The following is a 19,980-nucleotide window of genomic DNA, read 5'->3' on the forward strand; positions in this document are numbered from 1 at the left end:
TTTGCTTTCCCCCGGATCGACGATCGGCATCCTGGGCGGCGGCCAACTTGGCCGGATGCTCGCGGTCGCCGCCGCGCAGCTCGGCTACAAGGTTCATGTCTATGCCCCCGACGCCGAAAGCGTCGCGGCCGAAGTCACCGCACACCACACCCAGGCGGCGTGGGACGATGAACCGCGCCTCGCGGGCTTCGCGGCCGCGTGCGATATCGTGACCTTCGAATTCGAAAATGTCCCGGTCGACACGGTGCGTTTCCTGTCGGGCCATGTCGCGGTCCATCCGGGCGGCAAGCCGCTCGAAATCGCGCAGGACCGGCTCACCGAAAAATCCTTCGTCGCCGATCTCGGCGGTCGCACCGCGCCTTTTGCCGCGGTGCCGACGCGCGCGGCACTCGATAGCGCGCTCGCCGCCATCGGCACCCCCGCGATCCTCAAGACCGTGCGCATGGGCTATGACGGCAAGGGACAGGCGCGGATCGCCGCGCCCGCCGACGCCGATGCGGCGTGGGAGGCGATCGGCGGGCAGCCCGCGATCCTCGAAGGTTTCGTCGCCTTCGACCATGAATTTTCGGTGATCATGGTGCGCGGCATCGACGGCGAAACGCGCTACTGGGACAGTTCGGCGAATGTCCACGAAGGCGGCATTCTCGCCGTCTCCAGCCTGCCGCCGCCGTCCATCGTCCTCGATCAGCAACCCGCGGCGCGCGCGATGATGGCGGCGATCGGCGATGCGCTCGACTATGTCGGCGTGCTCACCGGCGAATTTTTCGCCACCGACGCGGGGCCGGTGTTCAACGAGATGGCGCCGCGCGTCCACAACAGCGGCCACTGGACGATCGAGGGCGCGGTGACGAGCCAGTTCGAAAACCATATCCGCGCCGTCGCGGGCCTGCCGCTCGGCGATACGGCGGTGCCGCTGCTGCCGGTGACGATGCACAATCTGATCGGGGCGCAGATCGAAAAGATTCCGGCGCTGCTTGCCGACGGCGCCGCGCACGTGCATCACTACGGCAAGACCGAGGTGCGCGACGGGCGCAAGCTCGGCCACGTCACTTGGGTTGGAGCCTCTCCCCGATGAACCGCCCGGATATCACGCTGGTCCTCGCACGCGCCGCCAATGGCGTGATCGGTGCGGGGGGCAAGATTCCCTGGCACCTGCCCGCCGACCTGCGCCGCTTCAAACAGCTCACCATGGGCCGCCCGATGATCATGGGGCGCAAGACCTTCGACAGCCTGCCCACGGTGCTGGAGGGGCGGCGCCACATCGTCCTCACCCGCGACGCGGGCTGGCAGGAGGAAGGCGCCGAACCCGTCGCCAGCGTCGAGGAAGCGCTGCGCCTTGCCAATGCGCCGCAGGCGATGGTGATCGGCGGCGCCGAAATCTACGATCTGTTCCTGCCGCTCGCGACGCGGATCGAATTGACCGAGGTTGCGATCGAACCCGCGGGCGATGCGACCATCGCCTACCCCGATCCCGCCGACTGGCAGGTCGTGGCGCGCGAGGATCATCCGGCCGACGACGCGGGGCGCCCGGCCTACAGCTTCGTCACCTTCACGCGCAAAGCGGGATGATGGCACACGCAAAGCGGGATGATGGCGCGCGCAAAGCGGGACAATGGGGGAGAATTGACATGCGCCGCTGGCTGATCGGCATCGTTGCACTGCTCGTCGTGGGGGCGGCCGCCTTCTTCCTCCTCGCCCCCGGCATGATCGAGCGCGGGCTCAACAAGGTCGACGGCAAGCCGCTGCCGACGGTCAGCGCGCGCGCCGCCGCGCTGCACAAGACGCTGACGATCGTCGATCTGCACAGCGACAGCCTGCTGTGGGGACGCAATTTCCTGAACCGCGCGACCCGCGGCCATATGGACCTGCCGCGGCTCGAAGAGGGCAATGTCGCGCTCCAGATCCTCTCCAGCACCACCAAATCGCCGAAGGGCCAGAATTACGACGCTAATGGCGACGACAGCGACAATATCACCCCGCTGGTGATCGCACAGCTTCAGCCGGTGCGAACGTGGAACTCGCTGCTCGAACGCTCGCTCTGGCACGCGACGAAGCTGCACCGCGCCGCCGCCGCGTCGGACGGCAAGCTGATGGCGGTCGCGAACCCCGCCGAACTCGACACGCTGCTCGCCGCGCGGCGCACCAAAACCCCGCCGCCCGTCGGCGCGATGCTCAGTGTCGAGGGGCTCCACGATCTCGACGGCAATATCGACAATCTGGACAAGCTCTACGGCTCCGGCGTCCGCATGGCGGGGATCACCCACTTCTTCGACAATATCTTCGCCGGATCGATGCACGGGCTGAAAAAGGGCGGCCTCACCCCGCTCGGCCGCGACCTGATCGGCCGGATGGAAGCGCAGGGGATGATCGTCGACATCGCCCATTGCAGCCACGCCTGCGTCGCCGACATCCTCAAGATGGCGCGCCGGCCGGTCGTCTCCAGCCACGGCGGGGTACAGGCGACGTGCAAGGTCAACCGCAACCTCACCGACGACGAAATCCGTGGGCTGGCCGCGACCGGCGGCGTCATAGGCATCGGCTATTGGGACGCGGCGGTGTGCGACACCTCGCCCGCCAGCGTCGCCAGGGCGATGAAGCATGTCCGCGACCTCGTCGGCATCCAATATGTCGCGCTCGGCAGCGATTATGACGGCGCGACCACGGTCCGCTTCGACACATCGAAGCTGGTTCAGGTGACGCAGGCGCTGCTCGACGCGGGTTTCAGTGACGACGACATCCGCGCCGCGATGGGCGGCAACGCGCTCCGCGTCATCCGCGCGGGGATCGTGCCGCTGACGCCGCCGGCCCGATGACCCGATTTCCAAATCCGTTGGCCCTGAGCGTGTCGAAGGGCCGTCCTTCCTTCTGGCGAGGTTGAAAGAAAGAACAGTGCTTCGACAAGCTCAGCACGAACGGAAGAGAGAGTGGTCATGATCCGCCTCGACGGCCACGAACGCATCGAGGGGGCCCTGCGCGGCGGCGTCATCGCGCTTGGCAATTTCGACGGCTTTCACGCCGGGCACCAGGCGGTGGTCGGCCGCGCGGTGCATCATGCCAAGGACGACGGGCGCCCGGCGATCGTCGCGACCTTCGACCCGCATCCGGTGCGCTTCTTCAAACCCGACGTGCCGCCCTTCCGCCTGACCACGCTCGACCAGCGGCAGCAATTGTTCGGCGCGGCGGGCGCCGACGCGATGCTCGTCCTCCCCTTCGACGCCGCGCTCGCCGCGACGACGGCGGAGGATTTCATCACCGAACTGCTGCTCGAACGCTATGGCGCGGCGGGCGTCGTCACCGGCGCCGATTTCGTCTTCGGCAAGGGCCGTGGCGGCGATGTCGTGACCCTCGCGGATCATGCCCGCCGCCTCGGCTTCTTTACCGAGATGGTCGCGCCGGTCGACGACAGCGCCGAGGTGATCTCGTCGAGCCGCATCCGCGACGCGCTGCGCGCGGGCGACTGCGCGACCGCGGCGCGCCTGCTCACCCGCCCCTTCACGGTGCGCGGAACCGTCCAGCATGGCGACAAGAACGGCCGCCTGCTCGGCTTTCCGACCGCGAACATCGACATGGGCACCTATTTGCGCCCGCGCTACGGCATCTACGCCGTCACCGGCCGCCTGCCCGATAACCGTACCCTCAAGGGCGCCGCGAACCTCGGCATCCGGCCAAGCTTCGATCCGCCCAAGGAATTGCTCGAACCGCATTTCTTCGATTTCGACGGCGACCTCTACGGTCAGGAAATCGACGTCGAGTTCCGCGCCTTCATCCGGCCCGAGGCGAAATATGACGGGATGGACGCGCTGATGGCGCAGATTGCGGCAGATTGTGACGAGGCGAAGCGGCTGCTCGCCGACGTCTGACATGCGCACCATGAACCGGGGTCCGGGTCCAACATGACGACGGGGGAAAGATGACCGACAGCGACGACTGGGCAGCCGGCCTCTCCGGCCCGCCCAAAAAGCCGATGAAGCGCGGTACCAAAATCTTCCTCTGGGCCTTCGCCGCGCTCGTCGCCTGGCTCACCCTGTCGAACGCGACCTGGCTCGCGCCCGATCCCGTCGGCAAGCGCGTCCTGATCGCGCACCGCGGCGTTTCGCAGCTTTTGGACCATCGCGGCGTCACCGACGACAGCTGCACCGCGACGCGCATCTATCCGCCCGAACATGCCTATATCGAAAACAGCCTGCCATCGATGAAGGTCGCGATCGGCCGCGACGCCGGGGCGGTGAAGTTCGACGTCGCGGCGACGAAGGACGGCCGGCTGGCGGTGTTCCACGACTGGACGCTCGACTGCCGCACCGACGGCAAGGGCAATATCCGCGACCGCACGATGGCCGAACTCAAGCGGCTCGACATCGGCTATGGCTATACCGCCGACGGCGGAAAGACCTTCCCCCTGCGCGGCAACGGGGTGGGATTGATGCCCAGCCTCGACGATGTTCTGCGCGACCTCGGCCACGCGTCGCTGATCGTCAACTTCAAGTCGCGCGACCCGCGCGAGGGTGCGCTGGCGCTCGCCGCCTTTGCCCGCGCCGGGATCGATCCGAACCAGCCGCGGTTCGGCTTTTTCGGCAATGCGCGCGTGCTCCGGCCGATCCGCGCCCGCGCGCCGCGCGCCTGGACGCTCGATCCCGATGGCGCCAAGCGCTGCACCGGCGATTATATCAAGTTCGGCTGGTCGGGCTGGTATCCGCCGAGCTGCGTCGGCGGCACGATCATGGTGCCGCTCGATTATCAATGGGCCTATTGGGGCTGGCCCGACCGCCTGCAGGCGCGCGCGGCGGCGCACGGCACCCGCGTCCTGATGACCGGCGCCCGCGGCGACAAACAGGGCGGCATGGGCCTGTGGCGCGTCGACCAGCTCACACGGATCCCGGCCAGCTTTACCGGCTATGTGTGGATCGACGACATCTACAATCTCGGCCCGGCGCTCCGCCCGCGCCAGAAATAGCTCCGTTTCGGGCCTAGTGAACCCCGGCGAAAGCCGGGGCCCAATATACTGTGCGTCATGAAACAGGGCTGGATATACATCCTCACCAATAAACGTAACGGGACGCTCTACATCGGCGTGACCAGCAATCTCGCCCATCGCATCGAACAGCATCGCCAAGGGAGAGTCGCCGGGTTCACACAGAGGTACGGCCTCAAGATGCTCGTCTGGCACCAGCATTTCGACAATCTCCACGACGCCCGCCGGCGCGAGGTTCAAATGAAGGAATGGAACCGCGCGTGGAAGATCGAGCTCATTGAAGCGGCGAATCCTGAATGGCGCGACCTCTCTTTCGAACTTTCGAACTGACCGTCTGGGCCCCGGCTTTCGCCGGGGTTCACAAGACGAGGCCGCAAATCTGTGAACCCCGGCGAAAGCCGGGGCCCAGACGCCCTTCGAATCGTCCCGGACATGGCGCGATCAACTTAAACGTGACTAGCCCGCCTCACTTGCGCTAAGCGCCGCGACCATGACCGACAGCACCTCCGCCCCCGATCAGCGCGATTACCGCGACACCGTCTTCCTGCCCAAGACCGACTTTCCGATGAAGGCCGGCCTGCCGCAGAAGGAGCCGCTGATTCTGGCGAAATGGATCGAGGGCAATCTGGAAGGACAGATTCGCGAAAGCCGCAAGGGCCGCGACCAGTTCATCCTCCACGACGGTCCGCCCTATGCCAATGGCGACATGCACATCGGCCATGCGCTCAACCATATCCTCAAGGACATGGTCGTCCGTACCCAGACGCTGAAGGGCAAGGACGCGCCTTATGTGCCCGGCTGGGATTGCCACGGGCTGCCGATCGAGTGGAAGGTCGAGGAGCAGTATCGCAAGAAAAAGCTCAACAAGGACGAGGTTCCGGTCGAGGAATTCCGCGCCGAATGCCGCGCCTATGCGCAGCATTGGGTCGACACCCAGCGCGAGCAGCTGAAACGCCTCGGCATCGGCGGCGACTGGGACCATCCGTACCTCACGATGGATTATGAGGCCGAGGCCACCATCGTGCGCGAACTGCTCAAATTCGCCGCCAACGACATGCTCTATCGCGGCGCCAAGCCGGTGATGTGGTCGCCGGTCGAAAAGACCGCACTCGCCGAGGCCGAGGTCGAATATGAGGACATCGTCTCGACCCAGATCGATGTCGCGTTCGAGATCGTCGAGAGCCCGATCCCGGACCTCGTTGGCGCAAAAGCGGTCATCTGGACGACGACGCCGTGGACGATCCCGGTCAATCAGGCTTTGGCCTATGGCCCGGATATCGATTATGCGTTGATCGAAACTCGGGCCGGCTTTCTGCTAATTGCAGAACAGTTGCTCGACTCATTCGATAGCCGTCACGGCAAGCGTTTTCCTGATTTAAGCGATAACGAAGTTGAGGTGCTTGGCCTCGACGCGATCCTCTGGCGTGGCAAAGGCTCCGACCTCGCCGGCACCCTCGCCCGCCACCCGATGCATGCGCTCGGCGGCTTCTTCGCGCGTCCGCGTCCCTTCCTCGCGGGCGATTTCGTCACCACCGACAGCGGCACCGGGCTCGTCCATATGTCGCCCGACCATGGCGAGGATGATTTCGACCTGTGCAAGGCGAACGGCATCGACCCCGTGTTCGCGGTCGAGGGCGACGGCAAATATCGCGAAGACTGGGGCTGGCTCGGCGGTCAGGGATCGGTGATCAACCCGAAATTCAACGCCCCCGACGGCCCGATCTGCACCGACCTTCGCGAGGCCGGCGCGCTGCTCGCCGCCAGCGCCGACTACAAGCACAGCTACCCGCACAGCTGGCGCTCCAAGGCGAAGGTCATCTATCGCTGCACCCCGCAATGGTTCGTGCCGATGGACAAGGTCATGACGCATATCGAGCCCAAGACGCGCGGCGAACGAGGCTGGGAAAGCGAAGGCGGCGCGATCAACCCCGCCGAAGAGGGCCTGTGCGACGCCCCGACCTTGCGGCAGGCCGCAATGCAGGCGATCGACGACACCCGCTTCGTCCCCGCCAAGGGCCGCAACCGCATCGGATCGATGGTCGAGGGGCGCCCCGACTGGGTGCTCAGCCGCCAGCGCGCGTGGGGCGTGCCGATCACGCTGTTCGTCGGCCGCAAGACCGGCCAATATCTGAACGACCCGCTCGTCAACGACCGCATCGTCGCGGCGGTGAAGGCAGGCGGGGTCGACGCGTGGAGCGACGCGCGCGCGCAGGAATATCTTGGGCCGGACTATGACGCCGCCGATTACGAACGCATCACCGACATTCTCGACGTCTGGTTCGATTCGGGCTGCACCCATGCCTTCGTCCTCGAAAGTGGCCGCTGGCCCGCGCTCGTCCGCCACGACGGCGGCACCCACAGCGCCGACCTCTATCTCGAAGGCAGCGACCAGCATCGCGGCTGGTTCCAGTCGTCGCTGCTCGAAAGCTGCGGCACGCGCGGGCAGGCACCGTATAAGGCTGTCCTCACGCACGGCTTCACGATGGACGCCAAGGGCTTCAAAATGTCGAAGTCGCTGGGCAACACCATCAGCCCCATCGACCTGATGCGCGACTATGGCGCCGACATCCTCCGCCTGTGGGCGCTCAGCGTCGACTTCACCGAGGATCACCGCATCGGCAAGGAAATCCTCGCCGGGGTCGCCGACCAGTATCGCAAGCTGCGCAATACCTTCCGCTACCTGCTCGGCGCGCTCGACGGGTTCAGCGACGAAGAACGCATCGCCGATGTCGCGGCGATGCCCGAACTCGAACGCTATATGCTCTCGCTGCTCGCCGACCTCGACGCGAAGCTGCGCCAAGCGGTCGATGATTTCGACTATAACGCCTACACGCGCCTGCTCGCCGATTTCTGCAACGAGGATCTGTCGGCCTTTTATTTCGACATCCGCAAGGACGTCCTCTACTGCGACCTCGGCCCCGCCGCGCCGCTCGGCACCGACACCCGCCGCGCCTATCGCAGCGTGCTCGACGTGCTGTTCCACGCCCTCGTCCGCTACGCCGCGCCGGTGCTGGTGTTCACCAGCGAAGAAGTGTGGGGCACGCGCTATCCCGAAGCGGGCAGCGTGCATTTGCTGGAGTGGCCGGATCTCGATCAACTCGTGTGTCCCCGCGAAGGCGGGGATCCAGAACTGGCATCGGCCGACTCCGCACTGTGTTCCCGCCTTCGCGGGAAAACACAACTGGTCGAAAAATGGTCTGCTATCCGCAGCACCCGCGCGCTCGTCACCGAACGTATCGAACCGTTGCGCCGCGAAAAGACCATCCGCTCCAGCCTTGAAGCCGAAGTATGGCTCCCGAACGAAGCCGGCGACGTCGATTATGAGGAAATCTTCATCACCTCGACCGTCCATCAAGGCGACTGGGACGTGAAGCGCACCGAAAACCACAAATGCGGCCGCTGCTGGCGCCATCTGCCCGAAGTGACCGCCGACGGCGCCTTGTGCAATCGGTGCGAGACGGTATTGGACGCGCAATGAGCACGCGTTCTCCCCACCTGCGCTTCGGCCTGATCGTTGCCGCGGTCGCCTTTTGCCTCGATCAGCTCGTCAAATGGGTGGTGGTCGTGCCGCTGTCGCTCGAAACCCAGCCCTATGGGCAGATCGAGCTGCTGCCGGTGTTCAACCTGACCTGGGCGGAAAACTGCGGCATTTCGCTGTCGATGTTCGCCAAGTGCAACGATACGACGCGCTGGACGCTCGTCGCGGTGACCGCCATCGTCGCGGCGGCGGTCGCGCTATGGATGACGCGCGAAAAGGCGCGGGGCGACGTCATCGCGCTCGCGATGATCCTCGGCGGCGCGCTCGGCAATATCATCGATCGCGTGCGTTTCGGCTATGTCGTCGATTTCGCCGATCTGCATTTCGGGGCCTTCCGCCCCTTCATGATCTTCAACGTCGCCGACGCCTGCATCACGCTCGGCGTGCTTTTGCTGGTTGCGCGCGCGCTGCTCTTCGGCGAAAAGACCCCAGCGGCCGCCGATCAGGCGGCGAAAGAGTAAACGGGGCGCATAGGGAGTCTATTTGAAGTGAACCGGACCAAAGCCATCCTTGCCGCCTCGATCGTCGCGATGACGCTGTCGGCCTGCGGATCGAACAGCCTGTTCAGCCGCCAGCGCCCCGACGAAATGGCGGTGTCGCGGCAGGCGCCGCTCGTCGTGCCGCCCGATTTCTCGCTGACCCCGCCCGCCCCCGGCGCGGCGCGCCCCGGCAACGAAACCACCGCCGAACAGACGCTGCGCGCGCTCTTCGGCGGCGAATCGCCGCGCAGCCCGGCCGAAGACGCGATCATCGGCAGCGCCGACGGCGCGCGCGCCGACCCCGGTATCCGCAGCCAGGTCGGCAGCCCCGATACGCAGGTCGTCGACAAGGGCCTCGTCACCCGCGACATCATCGCCGCGCCGCAGGGCGACGGCCGCGAAGCCAGCGCGTCGATCCCCGGCGCCTGATTCTGCGCACAAGCAATGATCGAAACGGCCCGGCATCCCCGGGCCGTTTTCATATCCCCACGAAAATCAGCGAAATCGCGACAAAGGCGATCAGCGCCTCGACCATCGCGCGTGAGGCATGGAGCGCAGCGCGCAGCCGGCCGATCCGCAGATGCTGCGCAAACCACAATATCTGCAAGCTGCCGAACCACAGCAAGGCCGCGAGGAGCAGCGCGAGGCCCCACAGCGGGCTGCCGCCGGGCGCCAGTTGCATCAGCATTCCGCTGGTCGAAACCATCAGCGCAAAAGGCGCGGTCACATAACATTGGCTATAGAAGGGGGCCTTCAACGACCCACGGTCCAGCTTGACGGCACGCGCGCGCACCAGCCGCGCCGCCATGATCAAAGGAAAGAGGCTGAAAAAGGCGACGCGCAGCAGGATGAAGGTCGAATCGTCGTCGACCAGCCTGCCCAGCCCGGCCTGGCGCATCACAATCTCGTTCTGCCCCACGACCGACAGTTCGACCGCGTGGCAGAGCACCAGCGTCAGGAGCAGGAACAGCGGCGGCGACAGCGTGTCGGTATATTGCTGGTCCTCGGCGTCGCCCTGCTCGGCGTCCGAATAGTCCATCATCTTGAGCGGCCGCGTGAGCGCGCGCCACAGCGTGACCGGATAGAAGATCAGCCACGACATGATTTCGTACAGCAGTTCGTCGAGCGACTGGATCAGTTTCAGGAAATCCATCGACGCTCCCTTTCCTGCGGATCAGCTCGACGCGCGCGCGTTCGCCACCCGACGCTCAACCTCTTCTTCGAATGCCGTGCGCGGTCGCATCCGGTCGAGCGCGTCAAAAATCGCATCCGCGCGACGATCATATTGATATTTCACGATATAAATATCGCCCGCCGATCGTTGCAATTCGCCCCCGACGCGCAGCAGAAAGCTTCGCATCGGACGGGTCGTCGGATATTTTTCAGGCTTGTGCAGGAACAGCCCCACGAACTGCCCCATGTCGCTAGCGCGCCGGATCGAACGATGCGCGATCACCTGATCCGACCATTCGCGCACCATGATTCCCTTGGCATCGATGCGGATCTGGACGCGCCGGTCGAACAGGCGGCGGACGATAATCGCGGCGACAAAGCCGAAAAAGGCGATTCCGGCGACCGCAGCACCCGCGACCAGCCATGAACCAGAAACAAGCCCGGCATTTGCCATCAGCAGCGCCGCCGCAACAAAAGCCAAAGCGCCGACCAGCGCCAGCAGCAGCCGCGGAATCGAATAATATGCTTCGAAGACCTCGTCAGAGGCCGCCGCGCCGCTCAAGCCCGTGCGCCCGCTTCCTCGACCCCCGCGCTATTGTGACGCAGCGCTTTCAGCACGCAATCGACGATCTGCGGCGCATTCAGCCCCGCGGCGTCATATTGCGCCTGCGGCGAATCCTGGTCCTGGAACAGGTCGGGCAGCCGCATCGTGCGCAGCTTCAGCCCCGCGTCGATCAGCCCCGCGTCGCTCGCCAGCGTCAGCACATGCGCGCCCAGCCCGCCGATCGCGCCCTCCTCGATCGTCACGCAGACCTCGTGGCTCGCCAGTGTCTTGCGGATCAGTTCCTCGTCGAGCGGCTTGGCGAAGCGCAGGTCGATCACGCTCGTCGACAGGCCGCGCGCTTCCAACGTGTCGGCGGCCTTCAGCGCCTCGGCGAGCCGCGTGCCGAGCGAGAAGATCGCGACCGTCTTGCCGGCGCGCACGACGCGGCCCTTGCCGATCTCCAGCTTCTCGGGCTTGTCGGGCAGCGGCACGCCGGTGCCATTGCCGCGCGGATAGCGAAAGGCGATCGGGCCGTCGTCATATTCGGCAGCGGTATAGGTCATATGGACCAGTTCGGCCTCGTCGGCTGCCGCCATCACCACCATGTTCGGCAAGGTCGCCAGATAGGTGACGTCGAACGATCCCGCGTGGGTCGATCCGTCGGCGCCGACCAGCCCGGCACGGTCGATCGCAAAGCGCACTGGCAGATTCTGGATCGCGACGTCGTGGACGACCTGATCATAGGCGCGCTGGAGGAAGGTCGAGTAAATCGCCGCGAACGGCCGCATCCCCTGCGCCGCGAGCCCCGCCGCGAACGTCACCGCATGCTGCTCGGCGATGCCGACGTCGAAACTCCGGTCGGGATGCGCCTTGGCGAATTTGTCGACCCCGGTGCCCGACGGCATCGCCGCGGTGATCGCGACGATGCGCGGATCGCTGTCGGCGAGCTTGGCCAGCGTTTCGCCGAACACATTCTGGTACGCGGGCGGGCCCGGCGGCGCCTTCGCCTGTTCGCCGGTGATGACGTCAAATTTCTGGACGCCATGATATTTGTCGGCCGCCGCCTCGGCGGGGGCATAGCCCTTGCCCTTCATCGTCACCGCGTGGATCAGCACCGGGCCATGGTCGCTGTCGCGAACATTCTCGAGCACCGGGATCAGATGATCGAGATTATGGCCGTCGATCGGCCCGACATAATAAAAGCCCAGTTCCTCGAACAGCGTTCCGCCCATCGCCATGCCGCGCGCAAACTCGTCGGTCTTCCTCGCCGCCTTGTGCAGCGGCTGGGGCAGCTTGCGGGCGAAGCGCCGCGCGATCTCGCGCAGCTCGACGAACGGCCGCGACGACACCAGCCGCGCCAGATAGGCCGACAGGCCGCCGACCGGCGGCGCGATCGACATGTCATTGTCGTTCAGGATGACGATCAGCCGGTTGCCCGCCTGCTTGGCATTGTTCATCGCCTCATAGGCCATGCCCGCCGACATCGACCCGTCGCCGATCACCGCGATCGCGCGGCCGGGTTCGTTCTTCAGCTTGTTCGCGACGGCAAAACCCAGCGCGGCGCTGATCGAGGTTGACGAATGGGCGGCGCCGAACGGGTCATATTCGCTCTCGCTGCGCTTGGTGAAGCCCGACAGCCCGCCACCCTGGCGCAGCGTGCGAATGCGGTCGCGGCGACCGGTGATGATCTTGTGCGGATAGCATTGGTGGCCGACGTCCCACACGATCTTGTCGCGCGGCGTGTCGAAGACATAATGCAGCGCGGTGGTCAGTTCGACGACGCCCAGCCCCGATCCCAGATGGCCGCCCGTGGTTCCCACGGCGGAAATGGTTTCGGCGCGCAGTTCGTCGGCGAACTGGCGAAGCTGTTCGGGCTTGAGCTTGCGGAGGTCGGCGGGGACATCCACCGTGTCGAGCAGCGGCGTATGCGGACGGTCGGTCATCGGCCCGTCATAATGGTAAGCGCCGATAGTGTCGAACGAAAAGGCGCTATTCGCCCTCGTCCTCGGCTCGCTTGGCCGCACCGATCTGCGCATAAAGTCCGCGCACCATCAGGTCGGTGAACACCAGCATTACGCCGATCATCCCGATCAGCAGCGCCACCGCCGCGACCGGAAACGGCCCCAGGCTCTCGATCAGCCCGCGCCGCATCGCAAGCGCCAGCAGCACCGCCGCCGCCATCAGCGCATAGCCGGCCAGGCGCGGGGCGCGGCTCATCGGCGCGCAGTCGGACAGGGACGATCGGTCATCGCCCTATCCTAGCGCGCCGCCGCGGGCGCGTCACCCCAGCCCCGCCGCGCGCATCCGGCGCCGCATCGCCTCTATCAGCAAGCGGACCGCGGGCAGGCCGGCGCGCGACTGTTCGAAAACCAGATGGACGGGCAAGGGCGGCGGCTGTTCGGCGTTGAGCAGCGCCATCAGGCGTCCGGCATCGACGCCGTCCATCACCTGATAGCTCAGCAGATTCGCGATACCGATCCCCGCTTCGGCGGCCGCCATCGCCGCATCGACGGTGTTCACCACCAGCCGCGGGCGCGGCTCGACCCGCCAGCGACGTTCGGCAAAATTCCACTCGCCCGCCGCGCGCGGTCCGGTCGATACGATCAGATCATGGCCGGCGAGCGCGTCGATCGTCGCGGGGGCGCCCCGCCGCGCCAGATAGCCGGGGCTCGCGACCAGCATCTGCCGCACCGCGCCGATGCGGACCGCCTTCAGGCTCGAATCGGCGAGCGGCCCGATGCGCAGCGCGATGTCGATACCCTCCTCGACGATGCGGACATTGCGGTCGATCAACATCATCCGCACCGCCAGCGCATCGTGCCGGGCGAGCAACTCGCCGACCACGGGCAGGACATGCAGCCGCCCGAACATCACCGGCGCGGTCAGATAGAGTTGGCCGCGCGGTTCCGCCTCGCCGCCGCGCAGCGCCCGCTCGGCCCCCGCAAGATCGGCCAGGATGCGCCGCGCCTGCCCCAGAAAGACCGCGCCCTCGTCGGTCAGCGCGACCGCGCGCGTCGAGCGGTGGAACAGGCTCGTGCCGAGCCGCGCCTCGATCGCGGCAATGCCCCGCGTCACCGCGGGCGGCGAACTGCCGATCTTGCGCGCGGCGGCAGCGAATCCGCCTTCGCTCGCCACCGCCACGAACATCTCGAGAGTCAGCAGCCGATCCATCGATTATTCCACATTTTGAAATAGAGATGTCCATCAATCGCTGATTATCGCGTCTGCGGCAACACGATAGATGGGGTTTGCGAGCGAGGGAGGCCCCCAACCCCCGATCCCGGCGCCCCGCTCGCGCCCTCTTGCCTGAAGGTCACCTGCATGGCGCAACATTATCTCCGCACTTTGTTCACCGACGCGGCGCGGCGCCTGCAGGCCCAGCACGGATCGCGCGCCAGCTACGCACGGATGGAGGCCGACAGTGACGGCAGCGACATGCTGACCGCCCGCGAACTCGACTTCATTGCCGACCGCGACAGCTTCTATCTGGGCAGCATAACCGCCGACGGCTGGCCCTATATCCAGCACCGCGGCGGCCCGCCCGGCTTTCTGCGCCCGCTCGGCGGCAATCGCCTCGGCTTCGCCGATTTTACCGGCAACCGCCAATATATCAGCACCGCCAATCTCGCCGGAAATCCGCGCGTGTCGCTGTTCCTGATGGACTATCCCAATCGCCGCCGGCTCAAGCTGATCGGCCAGGGGCGGATCGTCGACATCGCCGAAGATCCGGCGCTCGTCACCTCGCTGATGCCCGACGGCTACCGCGCAACGCCCGAGCGTGGCTTCGTGATCGATGTGGCGGGTTTCGACTGGAATTGCCCCCAGCACATAACGCCGCGCTTCACCGAAACCGAAATCTCCGCCGCCGTCCGACCGATGGCTGCCGAACTCAACCAGCTGCGCGCCGAGCTTGCCGCCCTGCGCGCGGCCCAATCCAGGAAGGAAGACCAATGACCAACAAATTGACGACCGGCGCGCACCATATCGGCCTCGCCGTTCCCGACCTCGAGGCCGCCCGCGATTTCTTCACCGAAGCGCTGGGCTTCGCGGTCGTCGGCGAACGCCCCTCCTACCCCGCGATCTTCGTGTCGGACGGCACCACGCTGCTGACGCTGTGGCGGGTCGAGGATCCCGCCACTGCGACGCATTTCGACCGGCGCAAGAATATCGGCCTCCATCATCTGGCACTGGGCGTCGCCGATCACGCGGCGCTGGGACAAGTGTTCGCCCGCGTGGAGGCGCATCCGGGCGTCCGTATCGAATTTCCGCCGCAGCCGATCGCCGAGGGCGCCCAGCCGCATCATTTCGTTTGCTTCATGCCCGGCGGCCTCCGTATCGAATTCGCCACCCCCTTCTGATCCCCACCGACGGAGCCGCCGATGCCCTATGTCCATATCCGCATCACCCGCGAAGGCGCGTCCGCCGAGGCGAAGCGCGAGCTGATCGCCGGCGTCACCGACCTGCTCCAGCGCGTGCTGGGCAAGAATCCGGCGACGACCGTTGTGACGATCGACGAGGTCGATATGGACAATTGGGGTATCGGCGGGCTTCCCGTCGGCGAATTTCGCGCCGCGCAGGCGCAACAGGAGACACAGCGATGACCAGCGGCAACGCCCCCACCTTTGCCTCGATCATGTTCCTTACCGGAGTAGGCATCCCGATCCTCGCCGCGCTCAACGGCGGGCTCGGCGGGCGGCTCGGCAGCCCGATGGCGGCATCGGTGATTCTGTTCGGGCTGGCGCTGCTCGTCGCGCTGACCGGCGCGGTTGCGACCGGCGCGCTCGGCGACATCCGCTTTTCCGCCGACATTCCCTTTCATTTCTATTTTGGCGGACTGTTCGTCGCCTTCTACGTGATCTCCGTGACCTTCATCGCGCCGCGCTTCGGGGTCGGCAATGCGATCTTCTTCGTGCTGGTGGGACAGCTGACGAGCGCCGCGATCATCGATCATTTCGGCCTGTTCGGCGCCCAGCGCTTTCCGGTCGACACCGCGCGGCTCGCCGGGATCGCGCTGATGGTCGCGGGGGTCTGGCTGGCGCGCCGCACCGGCTGACCGCGCGTCGGCACGGGCGCTTTTGATCCACATCAAAGCGGACTGGCGCGACTCATGCTCGATAGTATAGGGTAATCACCCTAACTAGAGAAAATGGGAGCGGACAAGCCATGACGACCACGACGGCGCCCGCCGCGGCGCGCGAAGCCACCACTGCCAAGGATGCCAACCATGTCGACGTGCTGATCGTCGGCGCGGGGATTTCGGGCATCGGTTCGGCCTATCATCTCCAGCATCAATGCCCCGGTAAGAGCTATGCGATCCTCGAGATGAAGGACACGTTCGGCGGCACCTGGGAAACGCACAAATATCCCGGCGTCCGCTCCGATTCGGATCTCTACACCTTCGGCTACCGCTTCAAACCCTGGGTCGGCGCGCCGATCGCCAGCGCCGAAGAAATCCTGAAATATATGGGCGAGGTGATCGAGGAAAACGGCATCGGCGACCATATCCATTACGGCCACCGCATCACCGCCTGCCGCTGGTCGAGCGAGACGAACCGCTGGACGGTCGAGGCGGTGCGCAAGGCCGATGGCGCCGCCGTCGTCTTCACCGCCAATTTCCTGTGGATGTGCCAGGGCTATTACGACCATGAAAAGCCCTATATCCCCGATTGGCCGGGCCTTTCGGACTACAAGGGCCAGTTCGTCCACGCCCAGCTCTGGGATCCCGCGACCGACTATGCGGGCAAGCGTATCCTCGTCATCGGATCGGGCGCGACCGCCGCGACGATCGTCCCCGCCTTCGCTGAAAAGGCGGCGCATGTGACGATGCTTCAGCGCTCGCCGACCTATTTCTTCTGCTCGGAGAACAAGAACGAACTTGCCGACCGGCTGCGCGAGGTCGGGATCGACGAGCCCACCGTCCACCGCGTCGTGCGCGCGCAAATCATGCACGATCAGGATCTGATGACGCGCCGCTGCCAGACCGAACCCGATCAGGTGTTCGAAGAGCTGAAAGAGCTGATCCGCGCCTTTTCGGGCGATCCCAACTTTGCGTTCGAACCGCATTTCACCCCGAAATACCGCCCGTGGCAGCAGCGGCTCGCCTTTTGCCCCGAAGGCGACATCTTCCGCGCCGCGACGGCGGGCAAGCTGACCGTCGTCACCGACACGATCGACCGCTTCACCGAAACGGGCGTCCGCACCGCGGAAGGAACCGAGATCGAGGCCGATATCATCGTCGCCGCAACGGGCTTCAACCTCTCGGTCATGGGCGGCATCCCCTTCGAGGTCGACGGCAAGCCCGTCGACTGGGCCGACACTGTCACCTATCGCGGCATGATGATGACCGGCGTTCCCAACATGGCGTGGGTGATGGGCTATTTCCGCGCGAGCTGGACGCTGCGCGTCGACATGATGGGCGATTTCGTCTGCAATCTGCTCAACCACATGGACGACATCGGCGCAAAGAAGGTCGAGGTCGTGCTGCGCCCGCAGGACGAGGGGATGGCGATCCTGCCGTGGATCGAAGCGGACAATTTCAATCCCGGCTATCTGATGCGCGGGCTCGATGCGATGCCGCGGCGCGGCGACAAGCCCGAATGGCGGCACAATCAGGATTACTGGGCCGAAAAGGACGCGTTCCCGCTCATCGACCTGCGCAGCGACGAATTCCGCTACGCCTGATCGCGATCCGGCGGATGGCTATTCGGCCATCCGCCGCTTGTGGTGGCGGGTGCGCCGCACGATCACGACGACGAACAGCGTCCAGCTGAGCAGCAGCGCCGCCCAGCCCCAATATTGCGTCGGCAGCGGGCCGAGCATCCACGGACCGCCCATCCGCGGCCCCATCAGCAGCGCGAGCGCGAGCAGGCTCGCGGCAAAGCCGACGCGCCGCATCCCGCGCCCGACGCCGAGCAGTTCGCGGCGATAGGCGGCGCGCGCCTCGGGATCGTCCAGATCGGGTCGCATCGGCATCCTCCTACATCCCGCGCCGAATGAGGTAGGTGTTGATTTCGCCGGGCGAATGGCCGGCGCGGCATCCTCCCGGACGTTCGAAGACGCACGCCCCCCCATCGGACGCGCAGCGCGTCGCGCGGAAATCGGGCGGCAATTGCGCGGCATAGCCTTTCTTGACCAGCGCGAAATTGAACAGCGCCGCGTCGAGGCGCGGATCGCGGGGAGTCTGCAACAGCATCGGCACCCGTCGCTGCAACCGCGCATATCCGTGCGCCCGCGAAAAGGGATATCCGATCACCGCAATCCCGCACAGACCGGGCCGCGCGCGCGCCAGATCGAATGCCTCGCCGGCAAAGGGCGTCACCGTCGCCCGTCCGTAATGATAGAGCGTCGGGGTCGTCTGCGCCGCCGCCGCGACCCACACCACCGTCACGATCGCGACCGGAAACAGCGTGCCGCGTCCCGTGCGCCGCCGGATCCAGTCGATCGCATCGCCGGTCCCGACCCCCGCGAGCAGAATCATCGCCGAAACCGACAGGATGATGAAGCGATATTCCTTGTGCCCGATCGCTGAATGGAGCGCGATATTGGCGATCGCGAGCACCAGCAGCAAGGGATAGCGCCGCGCGCCGATCGCGATGACCAGCAGCAGCGGCAGCGTCCAGAAGCCCCACAGCTTGGCCATATCGATCAGATATTGGAACGGTCCCGACACGCCGTAGCGCGCCGAGACATTGTCGACGATATTGCGTTCGACATTGTGCACCATCCATTCGAACGGCCAATGCCCCCCCGCAATATCGCTGACGCCGCCGATGGCGAGGCCGATCAGGCCGCCCGCGACCAGCGGCCACAGGCTTTGCCATCCGGTGCGCCAGACATATAGCAGCAGCACCAGCGCCAGCGCAGGCGCGACATGCGGACGAAAGACCACCGCCAGCCCGACTGCCGCCGCGATCGCCACCAGTTGCCGCGCACTCCGTTCGGGCGAAAGCAGCGCGATCGCGGGCGCCGCCAGCAAAGCCGCCATCTGTTCGGTCAGCGGATGCGGCGCGAAAATGACCAGATCGGGCCAGCATGCGGCGATCAGCCCCGCCACCCAGAAGTGCATCCGCGATACGCGCGCGCCCATCCAGCCCGCCGCGGCAACGATCGACAGCGACAATATCGCCATCATCGTTCGCGGCAGCCAGATTGTAAGGCTGCCGTCGGGTGCGATCCATTCGGCCAGCCGCATCGGCAGCGCGAGCAAGGCGGGATACAGGTCGCCGCGCATCCCGTCGCGATATTCCCAGGTCACGACCGAATAGCCGTGGAGCAGGCGAAAGGCGCCTTCGAGATATTGGAAGACCTCGTCGGGATGCAGCACGCTTTCCTGCCACGCCGCGACGAGCCGCAGCACGAGCGCCAGCAGCAGCAACGCCATCCAGTCGCGCCGCGGCACGGCCGATGCGGCCGCTCCGCCATCGGGCATCTCCCTTGCCTTCATTCCGATATCATCCAACGGGGCAATGGGCACAGGCGGCCCCCGCACCCCGACCGGAAAGCCGCGACGCCCCTAGCCTCATTCGGCCGCGACGGGAAGATGCGCGACGATGGCGCGCAGCGCGGCGACATGCGCCTCGAGCGCGCGGTGCCCGGCGCGGGTCAGCGACGCCCATGTCCGCTGGCGTCCGCCGAGCGGCGCCTTGCGCAAATCGACATAGCCTTCGTCGACCAGCGCGGCGAGATGCTTGGACAGCACCGAATCGCTCACCTGAACCAGCTCGCGCAGCTTGGCGAACTCCATCTCGCTGACCTTGGCGAGTAGCGCGGCGATCTGCAGCCGCGCCGGCGCATGCAGCGCCATGTCGATCCCGTCCATGGCTCAGGCTGTGCCCTTCAGCAGTTCGCGGCGATAGATGCGGCTCCAGGCGATGCTCGCGGCGACGGCGACGCCAAAGGCGATGGCGGCGATGCCCAGCTTCGTGCCCAGCGCCAGTCCGGCTTCGCGGGCGTGGATTTCGCCGAACATCGCCGCCAGCATCGCGCCGAGCAGCGCCAGCGTAACCGGCAGGGTTCGGCCCTTGCGATAACCGTTGATGAACAGACCGTAACGCCGCCGGTCGTCGGCGACGAGCAGCACCACCGCCAGCATCGCAACCGCGAACAGCGGCGCCATGATCGCGATATCGAAACCCTGGCCCAGCACGAGCAGCGCCATGACCGCGCCGAAGGCTGCGTGGCGCCACGGCGGGCAATAGGTCGCCTTCAGTGCAAGGTCGCGCTGGACGTCGTCGATGCTGTCGAGCGCGGCGCGGGCTTCGATCGGGTTCATATCTCT

The 19,980-nt window shown here is 66.0% G+C and carries 23 protein-coding genes; 14 read left to right on the forward strand and 9 right to left on the reverse strand.

Annotated elements, in window-relative coordinates; all coding sequences use genetic code 11:
• Position 1: 1 nt before the first annotated feature.
• The 9 genes from EBMC1_RS03890 to EBMC1_RS03930 all read left to right on the forward strand — a co-directional run bounded on the left by EBMC1_RS03890 (position 2) and on the right by EBMC1_RS03930 (position 9,415).
• Positions 2 to 1,075 (forward strand): 5-(carboxyamino)imidazole ribonucleotide synthase, encoded by a 1,074-nt coding sequence (locus tag EBMC1_RS03890; protein ID WP_003040946.1) that lies wholly within the window; start codon positions 2 to 4, stop codon positions 1,073 to 1,075.
• Positions 1,072 to 1,569, forward strand: coding sequence for a dihydrofolate reductase (locus EBMC1_RS03895; RefSeq protein ID WP_003040947.1), 498 nt, complete (start codon positions 1,072 to 1,074; stop codon positions 1,567 to 1,569). Before EBMC1_RS03890 ends, EBMC1_RS03895 begins: the two co-directional genes overlap by 4 nt.
• A 59-nt stretch (positions 1,570 to 1,628) precedes the next feature.
• Positions 1,629 to 2,813, forward strand: a complete 1,185-nt coding sequence (locus EBMC1_RS03900) for a dipeptidase (protein ID WP_003040950.1) — start codon at positions 1,629 to 1,631, stop codon at positions 2,811 to 2,813.
• Positions 2,814 to 2,930: 117 nt separating this feature from the next.
• On the forward strand, positions 2,931 to 3,860 hold the full coding sequence (locus EBMC1_RS03905; protein WP_003040953.1) for a bifunctional riboflavin kinase/FAD synthetase: 930 nt from the start codon (positions 2,931 to 2,933) through the stop codon (positions 3,858 to 3,860).
• Positions 3,861 to 3,910: 50 nt separating this feature from the next.
• The gene (locus EBMC1_RS03910) at positions 3,911 to 4,951 is read left to right on the forward strand and encodes a glycerophosphodiester phosphodiesterase family protein (RefSeq protein WP_003040956.1); all 1,041 of its coding nucleotides are present in this window, start codon (positions 3,911 to 3,913) and stop codon (positions 4,949 to 4,951) included.
• 57 nt (positions 4,952 to 5,008) lie between these two features.
• Positions 5,009 to 5,299 carry a GIY-YIG nuclease family protein gene (locus EBMC1_RS03915; protein WP_003040961.1) on the forward strand — a complete coding sequence of 97 codons (291 nt, stop codon included), beginning with the start codon at positions 5,009 to 5,011 and terminating at the stop codon, positions 5,297 to 5,299.
• A gap of 160 nt (positions 5,300 to 5,459) precedes the next feature.
• The gene (gene ileS / locus EBMC1_RS03920; RefSeq protein WP_003040964.1) at positions 5,460 to 8,447 is read left to right on the forward strand and encodes an isoleucine--tRNA ligase; all 2,988 of its coding nucleotides are present in this window, start codon (positions 5,460 to 5,462) and stop codon (positions 8,445 to 8,447) included.
• A complete protein-coding gene (lspA, locus tag EBMC1_RS03925) occupies positions 8,444 to 8,968 on the forward strand; it encodes a signal peptidase II (protein ID WP_003040966.1) in 525 nt (174 codons plus the stop codon). Before ileS ends, lspA begins: the two co-directional genes overlap by 4 nt.
• A gap of 27 nt (positions 8,969 to 8,995) precedes the next feature.
• Positions 8,996 to 9,415 carry a DUF3035 domain-containing protein gene (locus EBMC1_RS03930; RefSeq protein ID WP_003040968.1) on the forward strand — a complete coding sequence of 140 codons (420 nt, stop codon included), beginning with the start codon at positions 8,996 to 8,998 and terminating at the stop codon, positions 9,413 to 9,415.
• A gap of 49 nt (positions 9,416 to 9,464) precedes the next feature.
• Here EBMC1_RS03930 and EBMC1_RS03935 read toward each other — a convergent pair whose 3' ends face one another.
• The 5 genes from EBMC1_RS03935 to EBMC1_RS03955 form a co-directional block, all read right to left on the reverse strand.
• Complete coding sequence (locus EBMC1_RS03935) at positions 9,465 to 10,139, reverse strand: hypothetical protein (protein WP_003040972.1); 675 nt, start codon at positions 10,137 to 10,139, stop codon at positions 9,465 to 9,467.
• Positions 10,140 to 10,160: 21 nt separating this feature from the next.
• Positions 10,161 to 10,721 carry an STM3941 family protein gene (locus EBMC1_RS03940; protein WP_003040973.1) on the reverse strand — a complete coding sequence of 187 codons (561 nt, stop codon included), beginning with the start codon at positions 10,719 to 10,721 and terminating at the stop codon, positions 10,161 to 10,163.
• A complete protein-coding gene (gene dxs, locus EBMC1_RS03945; RefSeq protein WP_003040975.1) occupies positions 10,718 to 12,646 on the reverse strand; it encodes a 1-deoxy-D-xylulose-5-phosphate synthase in 1,929 nt (642 codons plus the stop codon). Before dxs ends, EBMC1_RS03940 begins: the two co-directional genes overlap by 4 nt.
• Positions 12,647 to 12,692: 46 nt before the next feature.
• The gene (locus EBMC1_RS03950) at positions 12,693 to 12,920 is read right to left on the reverse strand and encodes a hypothetical protein (RefSeq protein ID WP_003040979.1); all 228 of its coding nucleotides are present in this window, start codon (positions 12,918 to 12,920) and stop codon (positions 12,693 to 12,695) included.
• Between the two features lie 63 nt (positions 12,921 to 12,983).
• Complete coding sequence (locus EBMC1_RS03955) at positions 12,984 to 13,874, reverse strand: LysR family transcriptional regulator (protein ID WP_003040981.1); 891 nt, start codon at positions 13,872 to 13,874, stop codon at positions 12,984 to 12,986.
• A 150-nt stretch (positions 13,875 to 14,024) separates the two neighbouring features.
• Here EBMC1_RS03955 and EBMC1_RS03960 point away from each other — a divergent pair, with 150 nt between their 5' ends.
• The 5 genes from EBMC1_RS03960 (at position 14,025) to EBMC1_RS03980 (ending at position 17,384) form a co-directional block, all read left to right on the forward strand.
• Positions 14,025 to 14,657, forward strand: coding sequence for a pyridoxamine 5'-phosphate oxidase family protein (locus tag EBMC1_RS03960; RefSeq protein WP_003040984.1), 633 nt, complete (start codon positions 14,025 to 14,027; stop codon positions 14,655 to 14,657).
• On the forward strand, positions 14,654 to 15,061 hold the full coding sequence (locus EBMC1_RS03965) for a VOC family protein (RefSeq protein ID WP_003040988.1): 408 nt from the start codon (positions 14,654 to 14,656) through the stop codon (positions 15,059 to 15,061). Before EBMC1_RS03960 ends, EBMC1_RS03965 begins: the two co-directional genes overlap by 4 nt.
• A 21-nt stretch (positions 15,062 to 15,082) precedes the next feature.
• The gene (locus EBMC1_RS03970; protein ID WP_003040991.1) at positions 15,083 to 15,304 is read left to right on the forward strand and encodes a tautomerase family protein; all 222 of its coding nucleotides are present in this window, start codon (positions 15,083 to 15,085) and stop codon (positions 15,302 to 15,304) included.
• Positions 15,301 to 15,756, forward strand: coding sequence for a DMT family transporter (locus EBMC1_RS03975; protein WP_003040993.1), 456 nt, complete (start codon positions 15,301 to 15,303; stop codon positions 15,754 to 15,756). The genes EBMC1_RS03970 and EBMC1_RS03975 overlap by 4 nt, the downstream gene beginning before the upstream one ends.
• A 110-nt stretch (positions 15,757 to 15,866) precedes the next feature.
• Positions 15,867 to 17,384 (forward strand): flavin-containing monooxygenase, encoded by a 1,518-nt coding sequence (locus tag EBMC1_RS03980; RefSeq protein ID WP_003040996.1) that lies wholly within the window; start codon positions 15,867 to 15,869, stop codon positions 17,382 to 17,384.
• Positions 17,385 to 17,402: 18 nt separating this feature from the next.
• Here EBMC1_RS03980 and EBMC1_RS03985 read toward each other — a convergent pair whose 3' ends face one another.
• The 4 genes from EBMC1_RS03985 to EBMC1_RS04000 all read right to left on the reverse strand — a co-directional run bounded on the left by EBMC1_RS03985 (position 17,403) and on the right by EBMC1_RS04000 (position 19,974).
• The gene (locus EBMC1_RS03985; protein WP_156000960.1) at positions 17,403 to 17,669 is read right to left on the reverse strand and encodes a hypothetical protein; all 267 of its coding nucleotides are present in this window, start codon (positions 17,667 to 17,669) and stop codon (positions 17,403 to 17,405) included.
• A 10-nt stretch (positions 17,670 to 17,679) separates the two neighbouring features.
• Positions 17,680 to 19,131: an Alg9 family protein mannosyltransferase gene (locus EBMC1_RS03990; RefSeq protein WP_003041001.1), complete on the reverse strand. Its 1,452-nt coding sequence runs from the start codon at positions 19,129 to 19,131 to the stop codon at positions 17,680 to 17,682.
• A 90-nt stretch (positions 19,132 to 19,221) separates the two neighbouring features.
• Complete coding sequence (locus tag EBMC1_RS03995; protein ID WP_003041004.1) at positions 19,222 to 19,521, reverse strand: transcriptional regulator; 300 nt, start codon at positions 19,519 to 19,521, stop codon at positions 19,222 to 19,224.
• A 3-nt stretch (positions 19,522 to 19,524) separates the two neighbouring features.
• Complete coding sequence (locus tag EBMC1_RS04000) at positions 19,525 to 19,974, reverse strand: hypothetical protein (protein WP_003041005.1); 450 nt, start codon at positions 19,972 to 19,974, stop codon at positions 19,525 to 19,527.
• Positions 19,975 to 19,980: the final 6 nt, after the last annotated feature.

Origin of the sequence: Sphingopyxis sp. MC1, from assembly GCF_000371385.1 — a bacterium.
Classification (GTDB): domain Bacteria; phylum Pseudomonadota; class Alphaproteobacteria; order Sphingomonadales; family Sphingomonadaceae; genus Sphingopyxis; species Sphingopyxis terrae.